12 protein-coding genes are annotated in these 19,935 nt (G+C 45.6%); 8 read left to right on the plus strand and 4 right to left on the minus strand.

The window, feature by feature from the left end; translation table 11 throughout:
• Positions 1 to 33 precede the first annotated feature (33 nt).
• From MKX36_RS04980 to MKX36_RS04990, 3 genes are all read left to right on the plus strand, one after another.
• Entirely contained in the window at positions 34 to 2,358 is a 2,325-nt protein-coding gene (locus tag MKX36_RS04980) for a glycoside hydrolase family 127 protein (RefSeq protein ID WP_340864319.1), read from the plus strand.
• Positions 2,359 to 2,789: 431 nt separating this feature from the next.
• Positions 2,790 to 3,734, plus strand: coding sequence for a copper amine oxidase N-terminal domain-containing protein (locus MKX36_RS04985; RefSeq protein WP_090888303.1), 945 nt, complete (start codon positions 2,790 to 2,792; stop codon positions 3,732 to 3,734).
• A gap of 4 nt (positions 3,735 to 3,738) precedes the next feature.
• Positions 3,739 to 7,032: a DUF5704 domain-containing protein gene (locus MKX36_RS04990; protein WP_340864320.1), complete on the plus strand. Its 3,294-nt coding sequence runs from the start codon at positions 3,739 to 3,741 to the stop codon at positions 7,030 to 7,032.
• A 158-nt stretch (positions 7,033 to 7,190) separates the two neighbouring features.
• Here the strand turns inward: MKX36_RS04990 and MKX36_RS04995 are convergent, their stop codons facing one another.
• Positions 7,191 to 8,393: a DUF4179 domain-containing protein gene (locus MKX36_RS04995; RefSeq protein WP_340864321.1), complete on the minus strand. Its 1,203-nt coding sequence runs from the start codon at positions 8,391 to 8,393 to the stop codon at positions 7,191 to 7,193.
• Positions 8,365 to 8,949, minus strand: a complete 585-nt coding sequence (locus tag MKX36_RS05000) for an RNA polymerase sigma factor (RefSeq protein ID WP_025364164.1) — start codon at positions 8,947 to 8,949, stop codon at positions 8,365 to 8,367. Before MKX36_RS05000 ends, MKX36_RS04995 begins: the two co-directional genes overlap by 29 nt.
• 367 nt (positions 8,950 to 9,316) lie before the next feature.
• Between MKX36_RS05000 and MKX36_RS05005 the strand changes: the two genes are divergently transcribed.
• The gene (locus MKX36_RS05005) at positions 9,317 to 11,833 is read left to right on the plus strand and encodes a rhamnogalacturonan lyase (RefSeq protein ID WP_340864322.1); all 2,517 of its coding nucleotides are present in this window, start codon (positions 9,317 to 9,319) and stop codon (positions 11,831 to 11,833) included.
• A gap of 472 nt (positions 11,834 to 12,305) precedes the next feature.
• Here the strand turns inward: MKX36_RS05005 and MKX36_RS05010 are convergent, their stop codons facing one another.
• Positions 12,306 to 12,806: a hypothetical protein gene (locus tag MKX36_RS05010; protein WP_340864323.1), complete on the minus strand. Its 501-nt coding sequence runs from the start codon at positions 12,804 to 12,806 to the stop codon at positions 12,306 to 12,308.
• Between the two features lie 568 nt (positions 12,807 to 13,374).
• Entirely contained in the window at positions 13,375 to 14,421 is a 1,047-nt protein-coding gene (locus MKX36_RS05015; protein WP_340864324.1) for a substrate-binding domain-containing protein, read from the minus strand.
• 512 nt (positions 14,422 to 14,933) lie between these two features.
• Here MKX36_RS05015 and MKX36_RS05020 point away from each other — a divergent pair.
• The 4 genes from MKX36_RS05020 to MKX36_RS05035 all read left to right on the plus strand — a co-directional run bounded on the left by MKX36_RS05020 (position 14,934) and on the right by MKX36_RS05035 (position 19,929).
• On the plus strand, positions 14,934 to 15,896 hold the full coding sequence (locus tag MKX36_RS05020) for an ABC transporter permease (protein ID WP_016821412.1): 963 nt from the start codon (positions 14,934 to 14,936) through the stop codon (positions 15,894 to 15,896).
• 15 nt (positions 15,897 to 15,911) lie between these two features.
• The gene (locus MKX36_RS05025; protein WP_013369666.1) at positions 15,912 to 16,793 is read left to right on the plus strand and encodes a carbohydrate ABC transporter permease; all 882 of its coding nucleotides are present in this window, start codon (positions 15,912 to 15,914) and stop codon (positions 16,791 to 16,793) included.
• Between the two features lie 63 nt (positions 16,794 to 16,856).
• On the plus strand, positions 16,857 to 18,446 hold the full coding sequence (locus MKX36_RS05030) for an ABC transporter substrate-binding protein (protein WP_340864325.1): 1,590 nt from the start codon (positions 16,857 to 16,859) through the stop codon (positions 18,444 to 18,446).
• Positions 18,447 to 18,471: 25 nt separating this feature from the next.
• Positions 18,472 to 19,929 (plus strand): glycoside hydrolase family 32 protein, encoded by a 1,458-nt coding sequence (locus MKX36_RS05035; RefSeq protein WP_340864326.1) that lies wholly within the window; start codon positions 18,472 to 18,474, stop codon positions 19,927 to 19,929.
• Positions 19,930 to 19,935: the final 6 nt, after the last annotated feature.

Raw genomic sequence — 19,935 nt, forward strand, 5'->3', positions numbered from 1 at the left:
TACTCCAAATTTGCCTTAAAGGAGGAACGGAAGATGACTCTTAAAGCAAAGGCTCATATGAAAGCAAAGCCGTTCGCACTGAACGAGGTGGTATTGGCTGAAGGTCCCTTCAAGCAGGCGATGGAGCTAAACCGATCTTACCTGTTGGAGCTTGAGCCTGATCGTTTGCTGGCGCGTTTTCGGGAATATGCCGGGCTTGCGCCCAAAGCGCCTCAATATGAAGGCTGGGAAGCGATGACTATTTCTGGTCATACGCTGGGACATTATTTGTCCGCTTGCTCCATGATGTTTGCTTCAACAGGCGATGAACGTTTTAAGGAGATCGCACATTACATTACGGATGAACTGGATGTTTGCCAGGCGGCGCATGGTGACGGATATGTATCTGGTATTCCTGGGGGAAAGGAACTTTTTGAAGAGGTATCTGCCGGAAATATTCGTTCGAAGGGCTTTGACCTGAACGGTGCCTGGGCTCCTTTGTATACACTACACAAGTTATTCGCTGGTTTGCGTGATGCGTATCATTTGACAGACTGTGACAAGGCATTAGGTGTAGAGTGCAAACTGGCGGACTGGCTCGAAGGAATTTTGAAGCCGATGAGCGATGAGCAGATGCAGCAGATGATGTTTTGCGAATATGGAGGCATGAATGAGGTATTGGCGGATTTGTATGCGGATACCGGGGAAGAGCGCTACTTGCGGCTGGCTGAGTGCTTCTGGCACAAGCTGGTGCTGGACCCGCTTAGCTCACAGGAGGATTGCTTACAGGGCATTCACGCCAATACACAGATACCGAAACTAATCGGGCTTGCCAAGGAATATGAGCTCACGAATGACACGAAGCGTCGGAAGACGGTAGAATTTTTTTGGGAGCGGGTGGTGGATCATCATTCGTATGTCATTGGCGGCAATAGCTTTGGAGAATATTTTGGCGCGCCGGATGGCTTGAATGATCGCATCGGACCGCATACGACGGAGACATGCAACACCTATAACATGCTCAAGCTGACTAATCACCTGTTTCAGTGGAATGTTTCTGCCAAGGAAGCGGACTTTTATGAGCGAGGTTTATTCAATCATATTTTGGCTTCTCAGGACCCGGTTCACGGGGGTGTTACGTATTTTCTGTCGCTGGCCATGGGCGGGCACAAGCATTTTGAAAGTAAATTTGATGATTTTACATGCTGTGTGGGCACAGGGATGGAAAACCATGCGAGCTACGGTAGCGGCATATATTTTCACGATCACGATAAGTTGTATGTCAATCAGTTCATTGCTTCTACGCTGGCATGGAAAGACACAGGTGTTATGCTAAAACAAACGACGTCCTATCCAGACACGGATCATACCACGCTGGAAATTCAATGTGATCAACCTGCACCATTTATGCTGCTCATCCGCTATCCTTATTGGGCTGAAAAAGGGATCACTATCTGTGTAAACGGCAAGGAACAGTCGGCTGAATCAGAACCGGGCAGCTTTGTCTCTATCGCTAGAACCTGGCTTGATGGTGATGTTGTTGAGGTGACAATTCCGATGTCGCTCAGACTGGAGCAGATGCCAGATAACCCGGATCGGGCGGCTGTCATGTATGGACCGCTGGTGCTGGCAGGTGATCTGGGACCTTTAGAAGATCCTAAAGCCAAAGAGTTCCTCTATACCCCGGTATTCATCCCTCCAACAGAAGAACTGGATCATTGGATACAGCCCGTGGAGGGCAAAACGAATACATTCCGTACCTTAAATACAGGGCATCCCCGAGATGTGGAACTGTCTCCGCTGTATAAAATGCATGACCGTACCTATTCAGTCTATTGGGACATTTTTACGAAGGAAGCATGGCAGGAGGCGGAAAAGGAATACACAGCAGCACGCGAAAAGCTGGCGATTCTGGAGCAGTGCACGATTGACTTTGCCCAACCCGGAGAAATGCAGCCGGAGCGGGATCACAACTTTCAGGGAGATGCTTCGACTCGCACCGGATATGTGAATAACCGACCTTACCGGAATGCGGGAATTGACGGCTGGTTCTCTTTCGATTTGAAGACAGATCCGATTGCTCCAATGCTGCTGGTTATCACCTATACGGCTACGCTGGAAATGCCAAACTGTGATTTTGATATTTGGATTAACGGTCATCTGCTTGAGCATTTTAGTGAAGGCTTTGATGAGGCTGACAAGTTTTACAACGTGAATGCCGCTATTCCGGCTGCATATCTGGAGGGTAAGGATATAGCCACAGTGACCTTCAAAGCCAAGCCTGGACAGCGTATCCGCAGATTGTTTGGGCTGAGGATGGTTAACAAGGATGTGTATGAGCAGCTATATCAAGCTGGGAGTCCAGGTGCACATGGATAATTTTTCGAGCTATTTCGTGAGAAAAAAGTAACGTTTGATTTTTAATCAGTAATGATTTAGAATGTAAGAAATATTGGATGATGCTGGAACAATCCATAGGGTATGAACTGATATATTCATAGTTTTTGCGCGTGAAGCACACGGGCTGTTTCTTCCTTCAGAGGGAAGAGGCAGCCCTTTTTTGACGAGATTTTGTAGAAATATAAGTTATATAAGGAGGCAATTCTATGATTTAGAGCGGGAGATTTCTCATAGGAAATGATTTTTAGAGTAGTTATATTAGTTATTTTTCTTATAGATTTTGTAATTGGGAAACCCTATAATATATAAGTTGTATCCAGTATTTTCCGAAAGTGGGGATGCGATGAGTTTATGAGATTAGAGTTGATATACATAGTTTATAAGTTTAAGCAGACAAAGGGGATCGAGAGATGAGTATGAAAAAATGGGTGTTGAGTTTGACCGCAGTCACGTTGCTATGGGGCGGGGCAAGTACGATTCCAATGGCGGAGGCGGCAAGTAGCACCAAACCCATTGAAGTCTTATTAAATGCGAAAAAAATACAATTCCCGGATGCCAAACCTTTTCAGGATAGTAACGATTATGTGATGGTTCCAATCCGGTTTGTATCCGAGGCATTGGGTGCTAAGGTGGGCTGGGAGAAAACAGGCGGCCAATTAGCCGTGTCGATTAATAATGATGCACATGCTGTTAATATGACAGTGGGGCAAAACACCGCTACCGTGGATGGGCAAACGAAAACGTATGAAACGAAGATTATCTTGAAGCAAAACCGTACTTTTGTGCCGCTGCGGTTAGTGAGTGAGGGTTTGGGACAGACGGTAGAATGGGATAAGGTCAGCCGCTGGGTCTGGATTGGGAAGAAGGAAATCGCTGCGCTAGAGGATACGGGGCATCAGGCGGTGAGTATTGAGCCGTATAAAAAGGCGATTGGGACAATGCCGGGACTTTTAAACAATGTTGTAGGTCAGCCGTATAACAAAGTGGTAATCTTTAAACGGTCCGACTTGCCTATTAAGTTGTTGCGCGACATTTATTCAGTCGAACCTTATACAAGTCCAAAGGGAGTTCCATACTTGAAAGTGCGGGCCAAAACGAAATCTACAGCAGGCAGCCTTTTTTATCTGACTAAAAGCAAGGATGTACGCCTTCGCCCTGCCCTAGACGAAATGACGCAAGACAATGGAGACGGTACAAAGATGCTCTATTACAAAATATATTCGTATGCTGACGCTAACCTTTATGGCAACAAGGATTATAAAACCTTTAAGCTGCAAGACATTGAGTACATTGGTTTTGACCTTGCATCGAGGGACTATATCCCAATGATGGTTAATCCTTGGAAAGGGGATTAACCATATGAGTAACACCAAACGCATTTTGGCCGTATTGCTGGTGGGGGTAATGTTACTATTGCAGCTCCCACCTTTTTATTTTCCCATCAATAAGGCGGCAGCCGATACAGAAATTACTCCGCTGTCCTACTATGCTGACAAGAATAATCGCTACTTTGTCGGTATGATGTATTTCGATATGTGGAAGAATATCGCAGGGTCGTGGGTTACAGATGGTGGTAAACAGCCTGGAAAAGGGATGCATGGTGAAGCTACTTTTACCTACAAGTTTAGTTTCCCGGGTAGAAAAATAAAAAGTGTTGAAGCATCACTTTATAAACCTAATGACGAGAAAAATAAACTGAATCCACTCTATATCAAATATTTTGAGAAATCCCGTTCTGATGGCTATGAAGAATATGTACGTTACATAAGTAAAGGCACAGTGAAGGACGATATTCGCCCCTATCAAATACAGGGGGTTGGAACAGACTCCACCATTATTCCAATTACAGTAAACATGATGCTTAATGCGGAAGTCATAGCCAAAGATATAAAAGAAGAGAGCTGTCCTACCTGTGCCAAAGAAGTAGAAGCTTGGCGCATCTACCAGCCCATTCTATTCAAAATCGAACTAGAGAGCGCACTCATCGTCAAGCATTTTACAACTGATGGAAAGTCACTTAACAACGTATTTACACCAATAGAAGATGAGCTAAAACCTAATCAACCGTATGATTTCACCCCGCCAACCAATCCGAAATATGAGTATGTGGGTTACAAGAAAAGCACGACAGGTAAACCGCCAAGCGGAGATATTTTGCCGGGAATTGTGCCTGGATTTACTTATGACGGTTCTTTTGAGCAGTTTACCGCTTATTTGTATTACAAAGAAGCTCAGGGCTGTCCTAAGCCTGGAGAAAGCCAAGAGGGAGCGCCCTCAGATTGCCAAGATCATGAACAGCCAACGAAAGGTGTTGTCTGCTCACGTCCCGTTCCAGGGTTGCGCCTGGAAACCGCCGAACTGGACCCAGTAGTATCTGCCGTGATCAAAGCGGACCAGCGTGGTCGGGAACGATTTGACGTATCCAAAGGTATTCCTACCTCTGAAAGCCTGTACGGTCATGTACAAGCCAAGAGATACCTTTTTCAACATAAGTTTGTGAACATGACGGGTCAGTGTACATATACGGTGAACGTAAAACGGGAATATCGGTTGACCTGGCGGCCTAAGAAAAAATCTCGGCGGAATGAGACTGTGAAGCGAACTTATACTTACCAAATCGTCCGTCCGTACTCCTATTGGAAGATAGACAATTTGGAGGTATATGGCATCAAGGAGGCTACACTCCGAAACTATGCGTTACCCAATGAAGCAATCACCCTGCGTCCGCAATCCTATACTCCCCCTTCTTATATTGCGGCGACCCAGGGTAACTTTTATCCGCCCCCTGCACCAGGCACAGTGGACGGAGGTAGTCGCAGCAAAAATGGCGGCAGCAGCAAGCCCAGTGTGCCTGATGATCGCAGTGTACTGAAATCTAAGGCAGAGGAGGCAGTTAAGGAAATCGAAGTGGAGAACGATACTTTGACCTTTGAAAACAAGATCATTATGAATCCAGAGCGCGTCAAGGTAAATGGCCCTAAACCAGGTGTGATTCCCTCTTCCGGAGCGATTGGGGCCGATGTGCTGTACAGTCCGAATCATGTGATTGATAAGCATAAGATCAATAAGCCCAACACGCCCAGCAGTGGTAACATCACTTACGCTATTCTCAAAGGAAATATCAATGGAGGTGCGGATAAAACGTTGCCGATACAGGGAATCAATACGGTGACTGTCCACACTCCCGTAGTGAATCTGTCTAAAGTGTCGGATGATGCTGCTCATAATCAGAAAACCCAACCTACGAAGGGGCGATCGGCACTTATTTTGGAGCGTCCTTTTCGAGTGACGATTTCGACAGCAGGTCCGCATTTGAATATTCCCGGCTATGGTGATCGGGAGTATGCCAAATATGTACGAACCAAGCAGGTGCGCTTTCCGTTCGATGTGTACGACCAAGGAAAGACGCATTTTTATCCGCGAGGTACCTGGATCGACATTCCGGTGCTGCAGTTGGACACAGACTTTTATTTACCCGTATGGGTCGATGAGGGGAATTATACAGTTGAGTTCCGCACCATTGCCGAAAATGCACCGGATGGATTTACCGAACAGCGCCATGCTAACACGGATATCGCCCATCATGTTGCCAATGATGTGGTGAATATTGAAGTCATCGGACGGATGTATGATTTTCATATCACGGATATTGCTGATTACCATTGGGAGCGAGTATTTCGGCAGCAAAAAGGAAGCCCAATGCATAGCGGCCTGTCCTATTGGACAGGGCTTGGCAATATTGACGGGTTGCCCAGAGGGAACACGCAGCCCTTCACATTGCCTGTTCGCCCAGGTAGTCACCCACATGAAGGTTACGCAAATGTGGCGGTCAAGACAGGCTACCATTTCAAGTTTGACCTCAAAACCAAAGGCAATATGTTCGGCGCACAGGATGGAATTCGTATTATGCCTTCATTTTATTGGGTGAGCAAAGATGGACGACAGCGCGAAGAGGTGGATCTGTATACACATGCCAGCAACCGAAAATTGATCCGTATAGGATCGGCCGAGGACCGAGAGAAGCGATATGTTGTTTTGAATGAACGGTTACGCAATGTCCCTATGGAGGAAATGCAGGATACAGCAGCCTATCAATATCAACATGGACTGAGTGAAGCAGAGCGAAGTCAGTTAATGCTGGAACGTTATGTGGCGCTGTATGTCCAGCGTATTACACGTAGCAAGACCTGGGTTGGACGCTACGACTGGCTAGTGCTGCCTGCTGCTGTGCGTACCTTGATCGGTCCAAAGACGGACCTGCCGGAGGGGGTTGATGCCGATCGTGCGAATGCGGCGATTCAGCGCTGGTATGGCGAGTATAGTCTGCCTGCTGATGTGTACGCCGTTACCAAAGGGACGGATTTACACGAGGTCAGTCACCGTCAGGAGCTAAACGAGCATACAGATATATTCAAGAAGACAGGCTTTATAGTGGTTCACTTTAATTTGGAATCACTCCGTCAGGGGGACACCAAGCATCCACATTTGCAATATATTAATGGCCCGCTTTTGAACCAATGGCAACTGGAGGGATATCGTAGAGAGATAAAGGACCCGTACGGACACACCTTTCATTTACAGGATGGAGATGTCGTGTTTTATCATGCAGACCAGTCCAGTCGGGATGATTTTCGTTCATTTGTCCCTCACTAATTGGGAAATATACAAATTAAAGATAACCTAAACTTATCCTTTGCTTGTATAACCAGTAAAAAACAGTTGAATAAGCAGGAGAAGGGACGGGTTAATGTAAATCGAGCCAAATGAGCAAGCCTGGATTCTCATCCAGGCTTCTTACTCTTGCATTGATGTTATTGGGCTGGCACAGGGATTTTCATTTCCAGTTCTTTGATATACGTTTTGTCGCCTTTCTTCACTTCGTTGCCAACCTTGTCATTCACTTGTCCCACAATGCTCCAGTCGGTAGGCTTGACGGTCAAAGTGAACGGCTTAATCGTCACGTATTTCGTGCCCGGCTTAAGAGCATCGTACAGCTCATCCACATGATATTTTGTCTTAGGCTTGCTGTGGAAATAACCGAATTTGCGCTGCTCTAGAATGTTGCCCTGATCATCTGCAATATCGTAATACATCATCGTTGGCGCATACTCTCCCGTCTGCTCCTGGGAAGCAGGTACTTCACCTGTACTGTCCAGCACTAGACGAGTTGTAGTTGAGGTAGCTTTCAATTCCTTCACGGTATAGCTGAAGTTATTGCTGGTCTTCGTCTCATTCGGTTGGACCACAATCATGGTGTTGTCGATTTTCACCGGAACTTTGAATTCATAGGGCTCGTTGACACCTGTCATCGAAGTTTTAACCGTCAACTCAAACTCGTCCGGCAAAGATCCTAACTGCATGAATTCCCCCATGACGGAATTCTTTTTATGCGGATCATCACCGTATATGAATTGTTGAGAGTCAACCTTTTTTTCATTAATCTGTACTTCGGGATGCTTAAAGTAGCCCTTAAGCTGATTCTTCTCAGGCACTTGATGGGCTTTTAACCATTCATCATTACCACTACTTTCAGCATTCATAGGTACATAAGGACTTATAGAGCCTTCCGGCATATTCTCGCCTTGACGCTCAATGGAAAAGGACAGGCGTGTACCGTCATACAGAACATCGCTTAATGTCAGCGTAATTCCGTCATGCGTCACACTTTCATTAGGATGACTGAGAATGCCCTTATCTACAGCAGTCTGAATTTCATCCGAGCTCAATCCATAAAAAATACTGCCAATTCCGGGAATCTGCTTGAGTGTAGCCGCCATCGTGGGTGATACAAACCCGGCGCCTACCACTCCTGCCCCTAATATGCCAACTACGGATGCCGCCAGGACAGCCCGTTTTGCAAACTTTGGTTTCGTCGTCTTTCTTTGTATGGCTCTATTTTCAATCTCCTTCATAATTTGATCACTCATACTGCCTCTGGGCATGACAGATTCATGGATCCAATTTTCCAACGGGTCCATTTCACGCTCATAAGGTGGTGTTAGATGTTTGTCCATTAACAAGTCCTCCTTTGCTTCTGTGGTCCAGCAGCTTGCGCCGAAGCCGCTCATATTTTTTGCGGATGGTTGCCGACTTTAAGCCCATGATGCTGCTAATTTCCTCAAAGCTGTATTGCTCGACAGCCTTCAGTAGCAGAATATGACGTTCTTCTGGGGTAAGATAAGTCAGCAGCTCTTCAATCACACTTTTATAAGGTGATACTTGGGCGATGGACTCTTGTTCCTTGACCTGCTGAACCAGTTTGAGCCAGCGGCTGTGTTTCCTTTTGATGTTCATTAAGTGATGATAGGCTATCTTGTATAGCCATGCCGAGAAGCTGGTCTGTCTGCTGTATTGATGAAGATGCTCATAAGCTCTGATAAAAATGTCCTGAACCGCGTCCTCTGTGGCTTCATGATTCTTCAAAATATAAAAGCAGTAGGTGTACATCTGACGCTCGAATTGCCGAATAATGATTTCATAAGCCTGCTGTTCACCAGCCTTGATACGTTCTATGGCCAGCTCAATCTGGCTGTATTTGTCCTGTGTATCCCCGGGGATGGTTGCCTGCAAGAGCTCACCTCCTTGTATTTATGTCTATATAACAATCGCAACGGGTCATTTTGTGACATCATTTTTGTGGAACCTTGATAGGTATGTATGTTTGATCACAGCTCGTTCATTTTATCATTTTATGATATTCGGATATTCTCACTTCAACTAACATGGTCGACTCACAAAATGGACCGTTTTAAACGGGCTAATGGGGTCATTTCAATAGAAACGGGCAACAACACGGATTTGTGTAGAGAAATACTCGGATATTTAAACGCGTTTGGGGGAACAGCAAAACTATAATAATAAGGAATTTAAATTATGTAAGCGCAATCATTTTCTGTATTTGCTTGTCATCACAATACAATTGAGGAGGACGAATTGGATGGCTCAAAGGAAAGGCGCATGGCAAAAGGGAACCTTGACCGCCGCGTTGGCAGCAATGCTGGCGATGACGGGCACGACTGGAGGAGTGGCTGCGGAAGACTTATCCGAACCCACGCTGCAGGCAGAATCAGCAATCGCAGTAGAACAAAACCGTAGTGGCAGCATTCAGCTGGAAAAGCTGGATCGCGGTCTGGTAGCTGCGGCGACGCAAGAGGGTGTATTTTTAAGCTGGCGGTTATTGGCCCAGGAAGTGAATGGCTACAGTTCAACAGGGCTGACAGGAGCGGACTTTAACGTATACCGTGATGGCAAGAAAATCGCGACGGTGACGGATAGCACTAATTATCTGGATAAGGAAGGAAACGGAAATGCGGTGTACAGGGTCGCTTCAGTCGTTAAAGGGAAAGAAAAGGATCGCAGTGCCAAAGTGAAGCCATGGCAGCAGGGTTATTATGAGCTTCCTCTGCAAAAGCCTGCTGATAGCGTAACACCCGCAGGTGAATCCTATACTTATTCGGCCAACGATATGAGTGTGGGGGATGTGGACGGAGACGGCCAATATGAATTTTTTGTAAAATGGGACCCATCCAACTCCAAAGATGTATCTCAGAAGGGGTATACCGGAAATACGTATGTCGATGCGTATACGTTCGAGGGCAAGCTGCTGTATCGGATTGACCTCGGTGTGAATATTCGCTCAGGTGCCCATTATACACAGATGATGGTGTATGATTTTGACGGCGATGGCAAAGCCGAGCTGATGTTCAAGACCGCTCCGGGGACCAAAACGATTACTTTTGACAAGAAGGGCAAGCCCAAAAAAGAAAAATATATTACCCTGCCCCGTGAGGATCGCAAAGCTGGAATTACACATAAGGATGATTATCGTTTGAGTCGTACGGATTATTATGAGCATGTAGTGAATATGTTCATGAACTGGACGAAGCATGAAGAAGTGGTGAAGGGGCAGTGGCCTGCTACGCTGGAGGAATGCTTTGGTATTGCTCCAAAGTATAGCTACCCGTTATCCCGCAAGGATGCGGAAAGCCTGACCGATTACTTTATGGATGTGTATGCTCCTGCGCGGAGCGACAAAAACAAGCTGAGAGAATATGAAGGTTTCATTGTGGATGGACCGGAGTATTTGACCATTTTTAAAGGGAAAACAGGTACCGAGCTGGAGACGATTCGCTATGAGCCAGAGCGCCATGATGACGGTCTTATGTGGGGAGACTACGCTATGGCCCGGATTGAACCTGCTAACCGTGTGGATCGTTTTCTGGCAGGAGTAGCATATCTGGATGGACGCAAACCATACGCCGTATTTGCACGCGGCTATTATACGCGTTCCACCTTGGTCACTTATACGTGGGATGGTCGCCATCTCCAAAAACATTGGATGGTGGACAGTGGCTGGGCACCGATGACCAATCCGTTTAATGATAGTCCGCACGGACGGGATGGAACGGACCCGAAATTCGGCACCTTGACTACACAAGGAGCGCATTCGCTGAGTGCCGCAGACGTGGATGGAGACGGCAAAGACGAAATCGTATATGGCTCCGCCACGATCGACCATGATGGCAGCCTGTTGTACAGCTCGTTTGATGTTATGCCTCCTGAAAGCGCAATTCCGGGCCAAACCGCCAGATTGGGACACGGTGACGCGCTGCATGTGACTGATATTGACCCTGATCGGCCAGGAAAAGAAATCTTTATGGTGCATGAAGGCGGCACCTATGCCCCTTATGGTTATTCGCTGCGGGATGCCAAAACGGGTGAAGTCATCTACGGTGGATATTCCGGTAAGGATACAGGTCGGGGGATGGTCGGTGACATAGACCCGAATCAGCGAGGACTGGAGACTTGGGCCATAGGCTTGTGGACCGCTGCGGGCAAACAATTGGATACCAAGATGCCGGGTACCAATATGAGTATCAAATGGGCGGCTGATATGACCACACAAATCGTGAACGGGGCGATCGACGTAACCCCAACCATTGAAGATTGGAAACGAGGCACATTACTCACCGCAGCAGGTACCAAAACGAACAATTATACCAAAGGAACGCCATCGTTGGTCGCTGACATTTTCGGAGATTGGCGCGAGGAAATGCTTGTCCGTACAGCGGATAGCTCGGCGATTCGTATCTATTTGAGCACTGAGCCGACAACGCATAAATTGTACACGTTGATGCATGACCCGCAGTATCGTGCGGATGTGGCGCGTCAAAATACCGGCTATAACCAGCCGTCCTACACAAGCTTTTACTTTGCATCCGATATGAATTGGGTGAACGTGCCGATTCCCAAGCTCTATACACCAAGAGCCTTGATGAATGAAGAGAGCAGTGACGAAGCGGATGAGGTAGAGGCAACGGAGGTAGATGAAAAAGAAGTCGATGAAACGAAAGTTGATGGAACAAAAGTCGATGGGGCAGAAATAGATGAGAAGGAAATAGAAGGAGAGTCAGCGGTCCCTGTAGTTCCTGTAGTTCCAGCAGAGGATCTATAAACGATTAGCCGGAGACTAAAACTGTAGCACCCCATCCATTAGTTAATAGACTTAGTAAAATGGCAAGCCTCTTAATCATCAGAGGCTTGCCATTTTACATTCTTAAAGTTTAAGAGTATAGACGTTTTTTCTTGCGAGTAAGCATCAGCGGTCGCCTTTATTTTTACAGATGAGGTCTCTTATATTTACGTATAAAGGCTCGGAACAGGCGCATGCTCAATCACTTCATCCAACAATTTGAGCATATGACCCCAAATATAGAAGAACCATCGGTGTTAGGAGTAATTCTCCAACACTGATGGTTCTTATTACATCTGATCACATATTAATTCCAACCGTGATTAGATGGTGAAAATATTGTCATTGATCCAGTACTGCCGCTTGTAAAGGCACTTAGGGGTACACATGAAATACAAAAAAAGAAAACTCCAAACCGGGTCAAGGTCGGAGCTTTCTTTGTTTTGTTTAGCTATTATTTGGCATCCGATGGAAGTGAACCGGCTACGCCCCATAATTCCACATTTACTTTGTTTGAAGCACCACGGAATTGAATTGTATATCGCCCGGAACGCATAGCATCAGCACTTCTCCAAACAGTTTCACTGTTTTTGCTGATTGTCTGGCCGTCAACATACGATTTCCCGGAATCGTTGTGCTCTACAGTAAAGTCAACGGAGGTATTAGCGTAGTTTCTAATGCGCAATTTAACATACCCGAAACCCTTAGGAACCTCGAAGCTGCCTGATGCAGTTGCACTTCCCCCTACAGTAAAGTTAAAAGAATTTCCCACGCTTTGAGGAGTTATTACATGGTCACCAGTAGTTGTATTACCAGCATCTTGGGTCGCCGTAGTGGATGTATTTGCAGAATCAGTTACAGCATCTGAATCCGCAAAGATCGCACTGGGCACGGCAATAGCTCCTCCTAATAAACCTAAAGATAAGGCTGATGCAATTAAATGTTTTTTCTTCACAGAATAATCCTCCTTGTAATTGTATAAAACTGCTACATCATTATACCAAAAGATTCCATCGAATGTAATATTTCGACAAAAAATATTAATATATTATCAATTACATTATTTATTTCTATATTAATCCTGGATTTAATATTCGGATTTACTCAAAAATCTGTCAAGTTCCACTGGATTCACTTCACTCTTACTACGCCGAAAATCCGAACAAATCGAGTCATCCTAATCCAAATTTTGATGATTGCGTCACGATAGTTGAGTGGGAGCTGAAATAGGAGCTGCAAGTGGTCTTTGGGTTGCTGCAGCGGGTGCGGCATTAGGGGCAGAATGTAAAAATCGTTTGTATATTTTCATAAGAAAGAGACAGTCATGTAAACGACTGCCTCTTCTGTTCTCAGCGTGACTGAGTACTTGCCAACAGCTGCCTGAAGAGACCGAATCACGGACCAGGTTTCCAGGCAGAACTGTAATATGCAGTGAGTGCGGCTGGCATGCCGTTAAATAATATCCGGATACAACAGCGATTGGAGCAACGTTCCGTTCGCGGAGCGTCGCCAGACCCCCTTTTTTACTTTTCTATTTGTAAAGGAGTCGATTCTCTAAATATCGGCTCAGTTCTGATATGCGTAATCTGATAAGGCCTGGAAGGATCTTTGACCCGCGCCAATAGCATCTCAGCCGCCATAATTCCCATTTCGTTGTTGTAAATATGCACGGTGGATAAATGAGGCTCTACAATCCGGGATTCAGGAGCGTTATCAAACCCAAACACAGCAATATCTTCGGGAATTTTCAAGTTTTTGTTTTTGAGCGCTTTCATGACACTGACGGCGATAAAATCATTGGCGCATACGAACGCAGATGGAAGCACGCTCATGCCCTCCAATTGTTTATCCATCCAATCCGATTCGGAGAAAAAATTTCGGTCCTGATCAACGATGCAGCAAGATAAATCCACACTTTGGCCTGCTTCGATTAAAGCACGGTTATATCCAACCCACCGCTCGTTGAAGCTTTTGCAATGTTTATAATCCCCAATAAAACCGATCCGCGTAAATCCACGATCAATCAGGCTTTTGGTAACAGAATAAACGCTATGTTCGTTTTCCATCAACAATAAATCCGCTTTCAAATCAGGACAAAAAATGTCCACCGAGCAATCAATAAAGATTGTAGGCAGTCCCAAACTCGTAACGAGCTCACTATACTGTGGATCGAACATTTCAATACAAATGATTCCGTCAACCTTAGAGGCTTCAAAATTATTAGGCAGTGTTCCCGCTTGGATTTCGTTTTCCCGCACAATATGAATCGACAAATTATACCCTTCTGCACTTATTCTTTTTTCCAGCCCACTGATCAGAAAGGAGCCAAAATGCGAGCTGTTCGGCAGATTGCATGTGAACAGAGCAATGTTACCTTGGTTCTTAGGGATGATACTGTCTGTTTCCACATAGGCAAATTGCTTATATTTGAGCTCGATCGCTTTTTTAATGACCTTGTTCCGAGTATCAACCGGGATGCTCTCACTACCGTTAATCGCTTTGGATGCGGTGTTTCGGGAGATTCCCAAAGCGTCAGCAATGTCTTGAATGGTGACTTTTTCTTTCTTCATAGACAGGTTCCACCTTCACTTAATAAATGGATTGCCTGAGAGGTACAGTTGCCTCTGCCAGCTTTCCGTTCAGACCTAAAATGTATCCTAAATGTATAATAGTTCGCATAAAATAGCAATGTTGAGATTACAAATGTATAAAATATTTTTACATTTGTAAAATTTATTTAATAGCCTGTATTTATCTTTATCAGATCGAAAAATGAACTGAAATTCAAATTTGTATAAGCTGGATAAAAAAATGCTCATTGAAACAGAGAGGGTACATTAGGGCCGCATAAGTGAAGCGGTCATTGTTAATGGGGAACTTTCAGATTTGGATCATAGGAGATGATTATTTTTGTTTTTGTTACAAAAGCTCAGAATGACAATAATATTTTGGTCAAATGTAAATAAAATATTTTACAAAAGTTATTGACGAATGATAATTTGATTTGGTAAATTGAAGATGAAAAATGTAAGCCTTTTCAGTTGTCTTGTACAGACGGTTATTACAGATGGGGGGAACGCAAATGGCAAACTTGGCTAAGGCAGCTCAGAGACATGCAGCACTGGGGGAGCAAAGGTCCATTCGCAGCAAGCTGGACTATATTCGCAAAAACTATTTTCTTTACGTACTGCTGGCGCCTGCACTGATTCTTACGATTCTTTTTAAGTATGTTCCGATGTATGGGGCCATTATTGCATTCAAGGATTTTAGCCCGCTTAAAGGGATATGGGGAAGTGACTGGGTTGGACTAAAATACTTCACTAAATTTTTAGAATCGCCCAATTTTACGGATATTTTCTTTAATACGCTGAAACTGAGCTTCTATGGACTTGTACTCGGGTTTCCTGTACCAATCCTGTTAGCGGTCATGCTGAATCAAATCCGCAAGGCGGGATTGAAAAAGAATATCCAGCTTGTGTTGTACGCCCCTAATTTTATTTCAGTTGTTGTCATTGTGGGTATGTTGTTTATTTTCTTGTCTCCGACAGGGCCCCTGAATCAAATCATTGCATCGGTGACCGGCAACCCAGTGATCTTTATGACAGAGCCTGAATATTTTCGCTGGATTTATATTCTGTCTGGAATTTGGCAGGGGGCGGGGTGGTCTTCAATCATTTATGTAGCTGCGCTCGCTAATGTTGATCCCGAGCTGCATAATGCAGCAAGTCTGGACGGGGCCAACCTGCTTCAGCGCATATGGCATATTGATTTGCCGACGATTAAACCGATTATGGCGATTGTTTTTATCCTGGCAGCAGGAGGAATTATGTCGATTGGATTTGAGAAGGCGTATCTTATGCAGACATCCATGAATTTGCCTACTTCTGAAATTATTCCTACCTATGTGTATAAAGTCGGCTTGCAATCCGGCAATTATGCTTATTCTGCGGCGGTCGGGCTGTTTAATTCGGTGATTAATGTGGTTTTGCTGCTGACCGTTAACTTTATCGTCAAGAAGCTCAATGAGGGAGAAGGGCTTTATTAGGAAAGGAGCCTCTTTATGCATGTCAAACATTCCAATCTGGACCGCTTCATCCTAGGTGTGAATTACATTGTGCTCACTTTAGCTGTTTTGATTATTGTAGTTCCCTTGGGTTATATCGTGATTGCTTCGTTTATGGACCCGACCGTTTTGTTAAGCAAAGGCCTATCCTTCCGTATTTCGGATTGGAGTGTGGAGGGATATCGGAAAATTTTGTCCAACCCGGCGATGCTCCGTGGGTTTGCCAATTCGGTGTTCTATTCTTCATGCTTTGCCTTGATCTCTGTGACGGTTTCGATTTGCGCTGGCTATGCCTTATCGGTGAACAGCTTGGTAGGGCGGAATTTCTTTATGACATTGTTTATCATCACCATGTTTTTCAGTGGAGGTCTGATTCCAACCTATTTGTTGGTCAAAAATTTAGGGATGCTGGATACCGTATGGGCTATTCTTCTTCCCGGTGCAATCAATGTGTGGGATCTGATTTTGGCACGAACGTTCTTTAAAGGTGTACCTAATGAATTAAAAGAGGCCGCCAACGTGGACGGAGCCTCGGACTGGACGATATTTTTTAGAATTGTCCTGCCGCTGTCCAAACCCATTATTTTTGTCATTGCGCTATATGCCTTTGTTGGTCAGTGGAATTCTTATTTTGATGCCATGATTTATCTGGATAATGCACAGCTGCATCCGCTTCAATTGGTGCTGAGATCGATCCTGATCCAAAACCAGACGATGCCTGGCATGATTAGTGATCAATTAGCAATGGCGGAACTGAAACGTCTTTCGGAAATGATCAAATATTCATCGATTGTCATCTCCAGTCTTCCACTGCTTGTGATGTATCCTTTTTTCCAAAAGTATTTTGAAAAGGGCGTTATGGTCGGCTCTTTAAAATAACAGATGCCGCACACTTCATTTACTATATGTGCTTTTTACCATTATCCGATGGAGGTCATCCAGATGAAAACAGTCAAAACTGCCTCATTTGCCGCACTGGCGGCGATCTTAGTTCTTTCCGGCTGCGGCAGCAGCAATTCTTCTAATGAGAGCGATGCAACAGATGTGAATGGAAAAGTGACGCTCAACTTTATAACCCAAAGCTCTCCACTCGCTCCGGCAGACCCGAACGACAAGCTGATCAACAAACGGCTGGAAGAAAAAACGGGCATTCATATTCGTTGGAAGAACTTTACCAGTGACCAGTTTGTGGAAAAAAGAAATCTGGCTATTGCCAGCGGCGATTTGCCGGATGCAGTGTTCGACGCGGGCTACTCGGATTATGACTTGCTCAAGCTAGCCAAAGACGGTGTCATTATTCCGGTGGAGGATTTGATTGAACAGCATATGCCGAATTTTAAAAAGGTATTGGAGCAATCCCCAGAATATAAAGCGATGTTGACTGCGCCGGATGGACATATTTATTCCTTTCCGTGGATTGAAGAATTGGGGACAGGAAAAGAAGCGATCCAGTCCGTGGATGATTTGCCGTGGATTAATGTGGAGTGGCTGAACAAGCTGGGCTTGTCCATGCCAACAACGACCGAAGAGCTGAAGCAGGTCCTAATTGCCTTTAAAACAAAGGACCCCAACGGCAACGGGCAGGCAGATGAGATTCCATTATCGTTTATCGATAAGCCTGGCGGCGAGGATTTGGCCTTTTTATACGGGTCCTTTGGGCTTGGAGAGAACTGGGATCATACAGTAGTGACGAACGATGGGAAAGTCGTTTTTACAGCAGCGGATAACGGATATAAGGAAGCAGTCAAATATATTCATGATTTATACAAGGAAGGGCTGGTGGACATAGAGTCTTCCCAGCAGGATTGGAACACTTATCTAGCCAAAGGGAAGGATCACCGCTATGGTCTGTACTTTACATGGGATAAGGCCAATATTACAGGCCCGAATAAAAAATACGATCTCATGCCGCCGCTGGCTGGACCGGATGGACATGTGAATGTTACACGAACGAATGGCATCGGCTTCGATCGCGGGCGCATGGTGATCACCAGTGCTAATAAGAAGCTGGAAGCGACTGCCAAGTGGATTGACCAGCTGTATGATCCGATCCAGTCTATACAGAACAACTGGGGAACTTACGGGGATACCAAGCAGAAGAATATTTTTGAGTATGATACGGCAAAGGGAATGCTGAAGCATCTGCCGCTGGAAGGCTCGGCTCCGGTAGAAATCAGACAAAAGACGAACATTGGTGGACCGTTAGCTGTATTGGATGAATACTACGGAAAATACACAACCCAGCCAGAAGATGCGACATGGCGATTGGGTTTGCTCAAAAAGGTGATGGTTCCGCATATGCAAGCGGATCATAATTATCCTAAAGTATTCTTCTCTATCGATGAGCTGGATCGATTATCGACCATTGAAACCGATCTATTCGCCTATGTTCTTCGTAAACGTACGGAATGGTATCAGAACGGCAAGGTCGAAGAGGAGTGGCCGGAATATTTGCAGGAGCTGAATAGTCTGGGATTACAGGAATGGCTGCAAATCAAACAAGCGGGTTATGACAGAAGCACAAGTAAATGAATCTTTTTTCGAGGGAGATGAGTATATGAACGTGATTAGACAAGAGAAATACCGCCCATCCTATCACTTTTCACCAAAAAGCGGATGGATGAATGATCCGAATGGAATGGTTTATTATGAAGGACGCTATCATTTGTTTTATCAGCATCACCCATTTGGCACCACATGGGGACCTATGCATTGGGGGCATGCTGTCAGCACTGATTTGATGAATTGGGAGGAGCAGCCAATTGCCTTGGAGCCGGATGAGCTAGGAACGATTTTTTCCGGGAGCGCTGTAGTGGATGAACAGGATAGATCCGGATTTTTTGGCGGCAAGCCGGGCTTGGTAGCCATTTTCACCCATCATGCTTCGCTTCCGGGGACGAAACAGGTGCAGCAGTGCCAAAGCCTTGCCTATAGTACCGATTCGGGGAAAACCTGGATTAAATACACAGGCAACCCGGTGCTGGAGGATAAGGAATGCATTGATTTTCGGGACCCGAAAGTGTTTTGGCACAAACCTACAGAGCAGTGGGTGATGGTGCTGGCCTGCGGTCAGACGATTCGAATCTATCATTCTCCGAATCTGAAGGAATGGACTTTTGCCAGTGAATTTGGACACGGCATCGGTAGTCATGATGCGGTGTGGGAATGCCCGGATTTATTTCCGCTATATGTTGATGAGAAACGCGAACAGGTGAAGTGGGTCATGCTCGTAAGCATTGGCGATACCCCGGGGATTCGGGAAGGGTCTAGAACACAGTATTTTACGGGTGAATTTGATGGGGCAACATTTGTGGCAGATGCGGAAAGTGAAAAAGTCCGCTGGCTCGATTATGGCAGAGATAACTACGCAGGTGTGTGTTGGTCGGATATCCCGGCAGAGGATGGACGACGCCTGTTTATGGGCTGGATGAGCAACTGGAGATATGCCAATCAGACACCGACGGAGCGCTGGAGAGGTGCCATGTCCATTCCGCGAGAACTCGCACTGGAAACGAGAAAGGGCACAGTTGCGCTTGTTCAGCGCCCTGTTCGGGAGCTGGAGGGATTAAGAACCCCTGTCCTCTCACTCACAGAACCATCTTGGGAGGAAGTGCGAAACGCATTGTCTGCCTTGCAGCTGGATTGCTACGAACTTGTGGCTGAATTTGCAACCACTGGAGACTTTGGCTTTAAAGTGCGGGTATCGGATGAACAAGAAACACTCGTCGGTTACACTTCTGCCACGCAGGAGGTATACGTGGACCGGACACGGTCTGGTCGCTCGGATTTTCATGAAGACTTTGCAGGCAAACATGGAGCCTCATTAACAATCTTACCGGATCGCATGGACATCCGTATCTATGTAGATCGCTCGTCTATCGAAGTGTTTTTCGATCGCGGACAGGTAGCCATTACCGATTTAATATTTCCTGATGCAGAAGCTAAGGGTCTTGAAATATTCGCAGCAGAAGAGCGGGTTACGTTATTTTCGCTGGAGCTTTATGCGCTAAAATGAGGTTTT

The sequence above is a fragment of the Paenibacillus sp. FSL W8-0439 genome (assembly GCF_038008995.1).
GTDB classification, from domain to species: Bacteria; Bacillota; Bacilli; order Paenibacillales; family Paenibacillaceae; genus Paenibacillus; species Paenibacillus polymyxa.

Coding starts and splice junctions, on each gene's coding strand:
- MKX36_RS05035 (WP_340864326.1), top strand. CDS start 18,472: ATGAACGTGATTAGACAAGAGAAATACCGCCCATCCTATCACTTTTCA.
- MKX36_RS05020 (WP_016821412.1), top strand. CDS start 14,934: ATGGCAAACTTGGCTAAGGCAGCTCAGAGACATGCAGCACTGGGGGAG.
- MKX36_RS04985 (WP_090888303.1), top strand. CDS start 2,790: ATGAGTATGAAAAAATGGGTGTTGAGTTTGACCGCAGTCACGTTGCTA.
- MKX36_RS05015 (WP_340864324.1), bottom strand. CDS start 14,421: ATGAAGAAAGAAAAAGTCACCATTCAAGACATTGCTGACGCTTTGGGA.
- MKX36_RS04990 (WP_340864320.1), top strand. CDS start 3,739: ATGAGTAACACCAAACGCATTTTGGCCGTATTGCTGGTGGGGGTAATG.
- MKX36_RS05030 (WP_340864325.1), top strand. CDS start 16,857: ATGAAAACAGTCAAAACTGCCTCATTTGCCGCACTGGCGGCGATCTTA.
- MKX36_RS04980 (WP_340864319.1), top strand. CDS start 34: ATGACTCTTAAAGCAAAGGCTCATATGAAAGCAAAGCCGTTCGCACTG.
- MKX36_RS05005 (WP_340864322.1), top strand. CDS start 9,317: ATGGCTCAAAGGAAAGGCGCATGGCAAAAGGGAACCTTGACCGCCGCG.
- MKX36_RS05025 (WP_013369666.1), top strand. CDS start 15,912: ATGCATGTCAAACATTCCAATCTGGACCGCTTCATCCTAGGTGTGAAT.
- MKX36_RS04995 (WP_340864321.1), bottom strand. CDS start 8,393: ATGGACAAACATCTAACACCACCTTATGAGCGTGAAATGGACCCGTTG.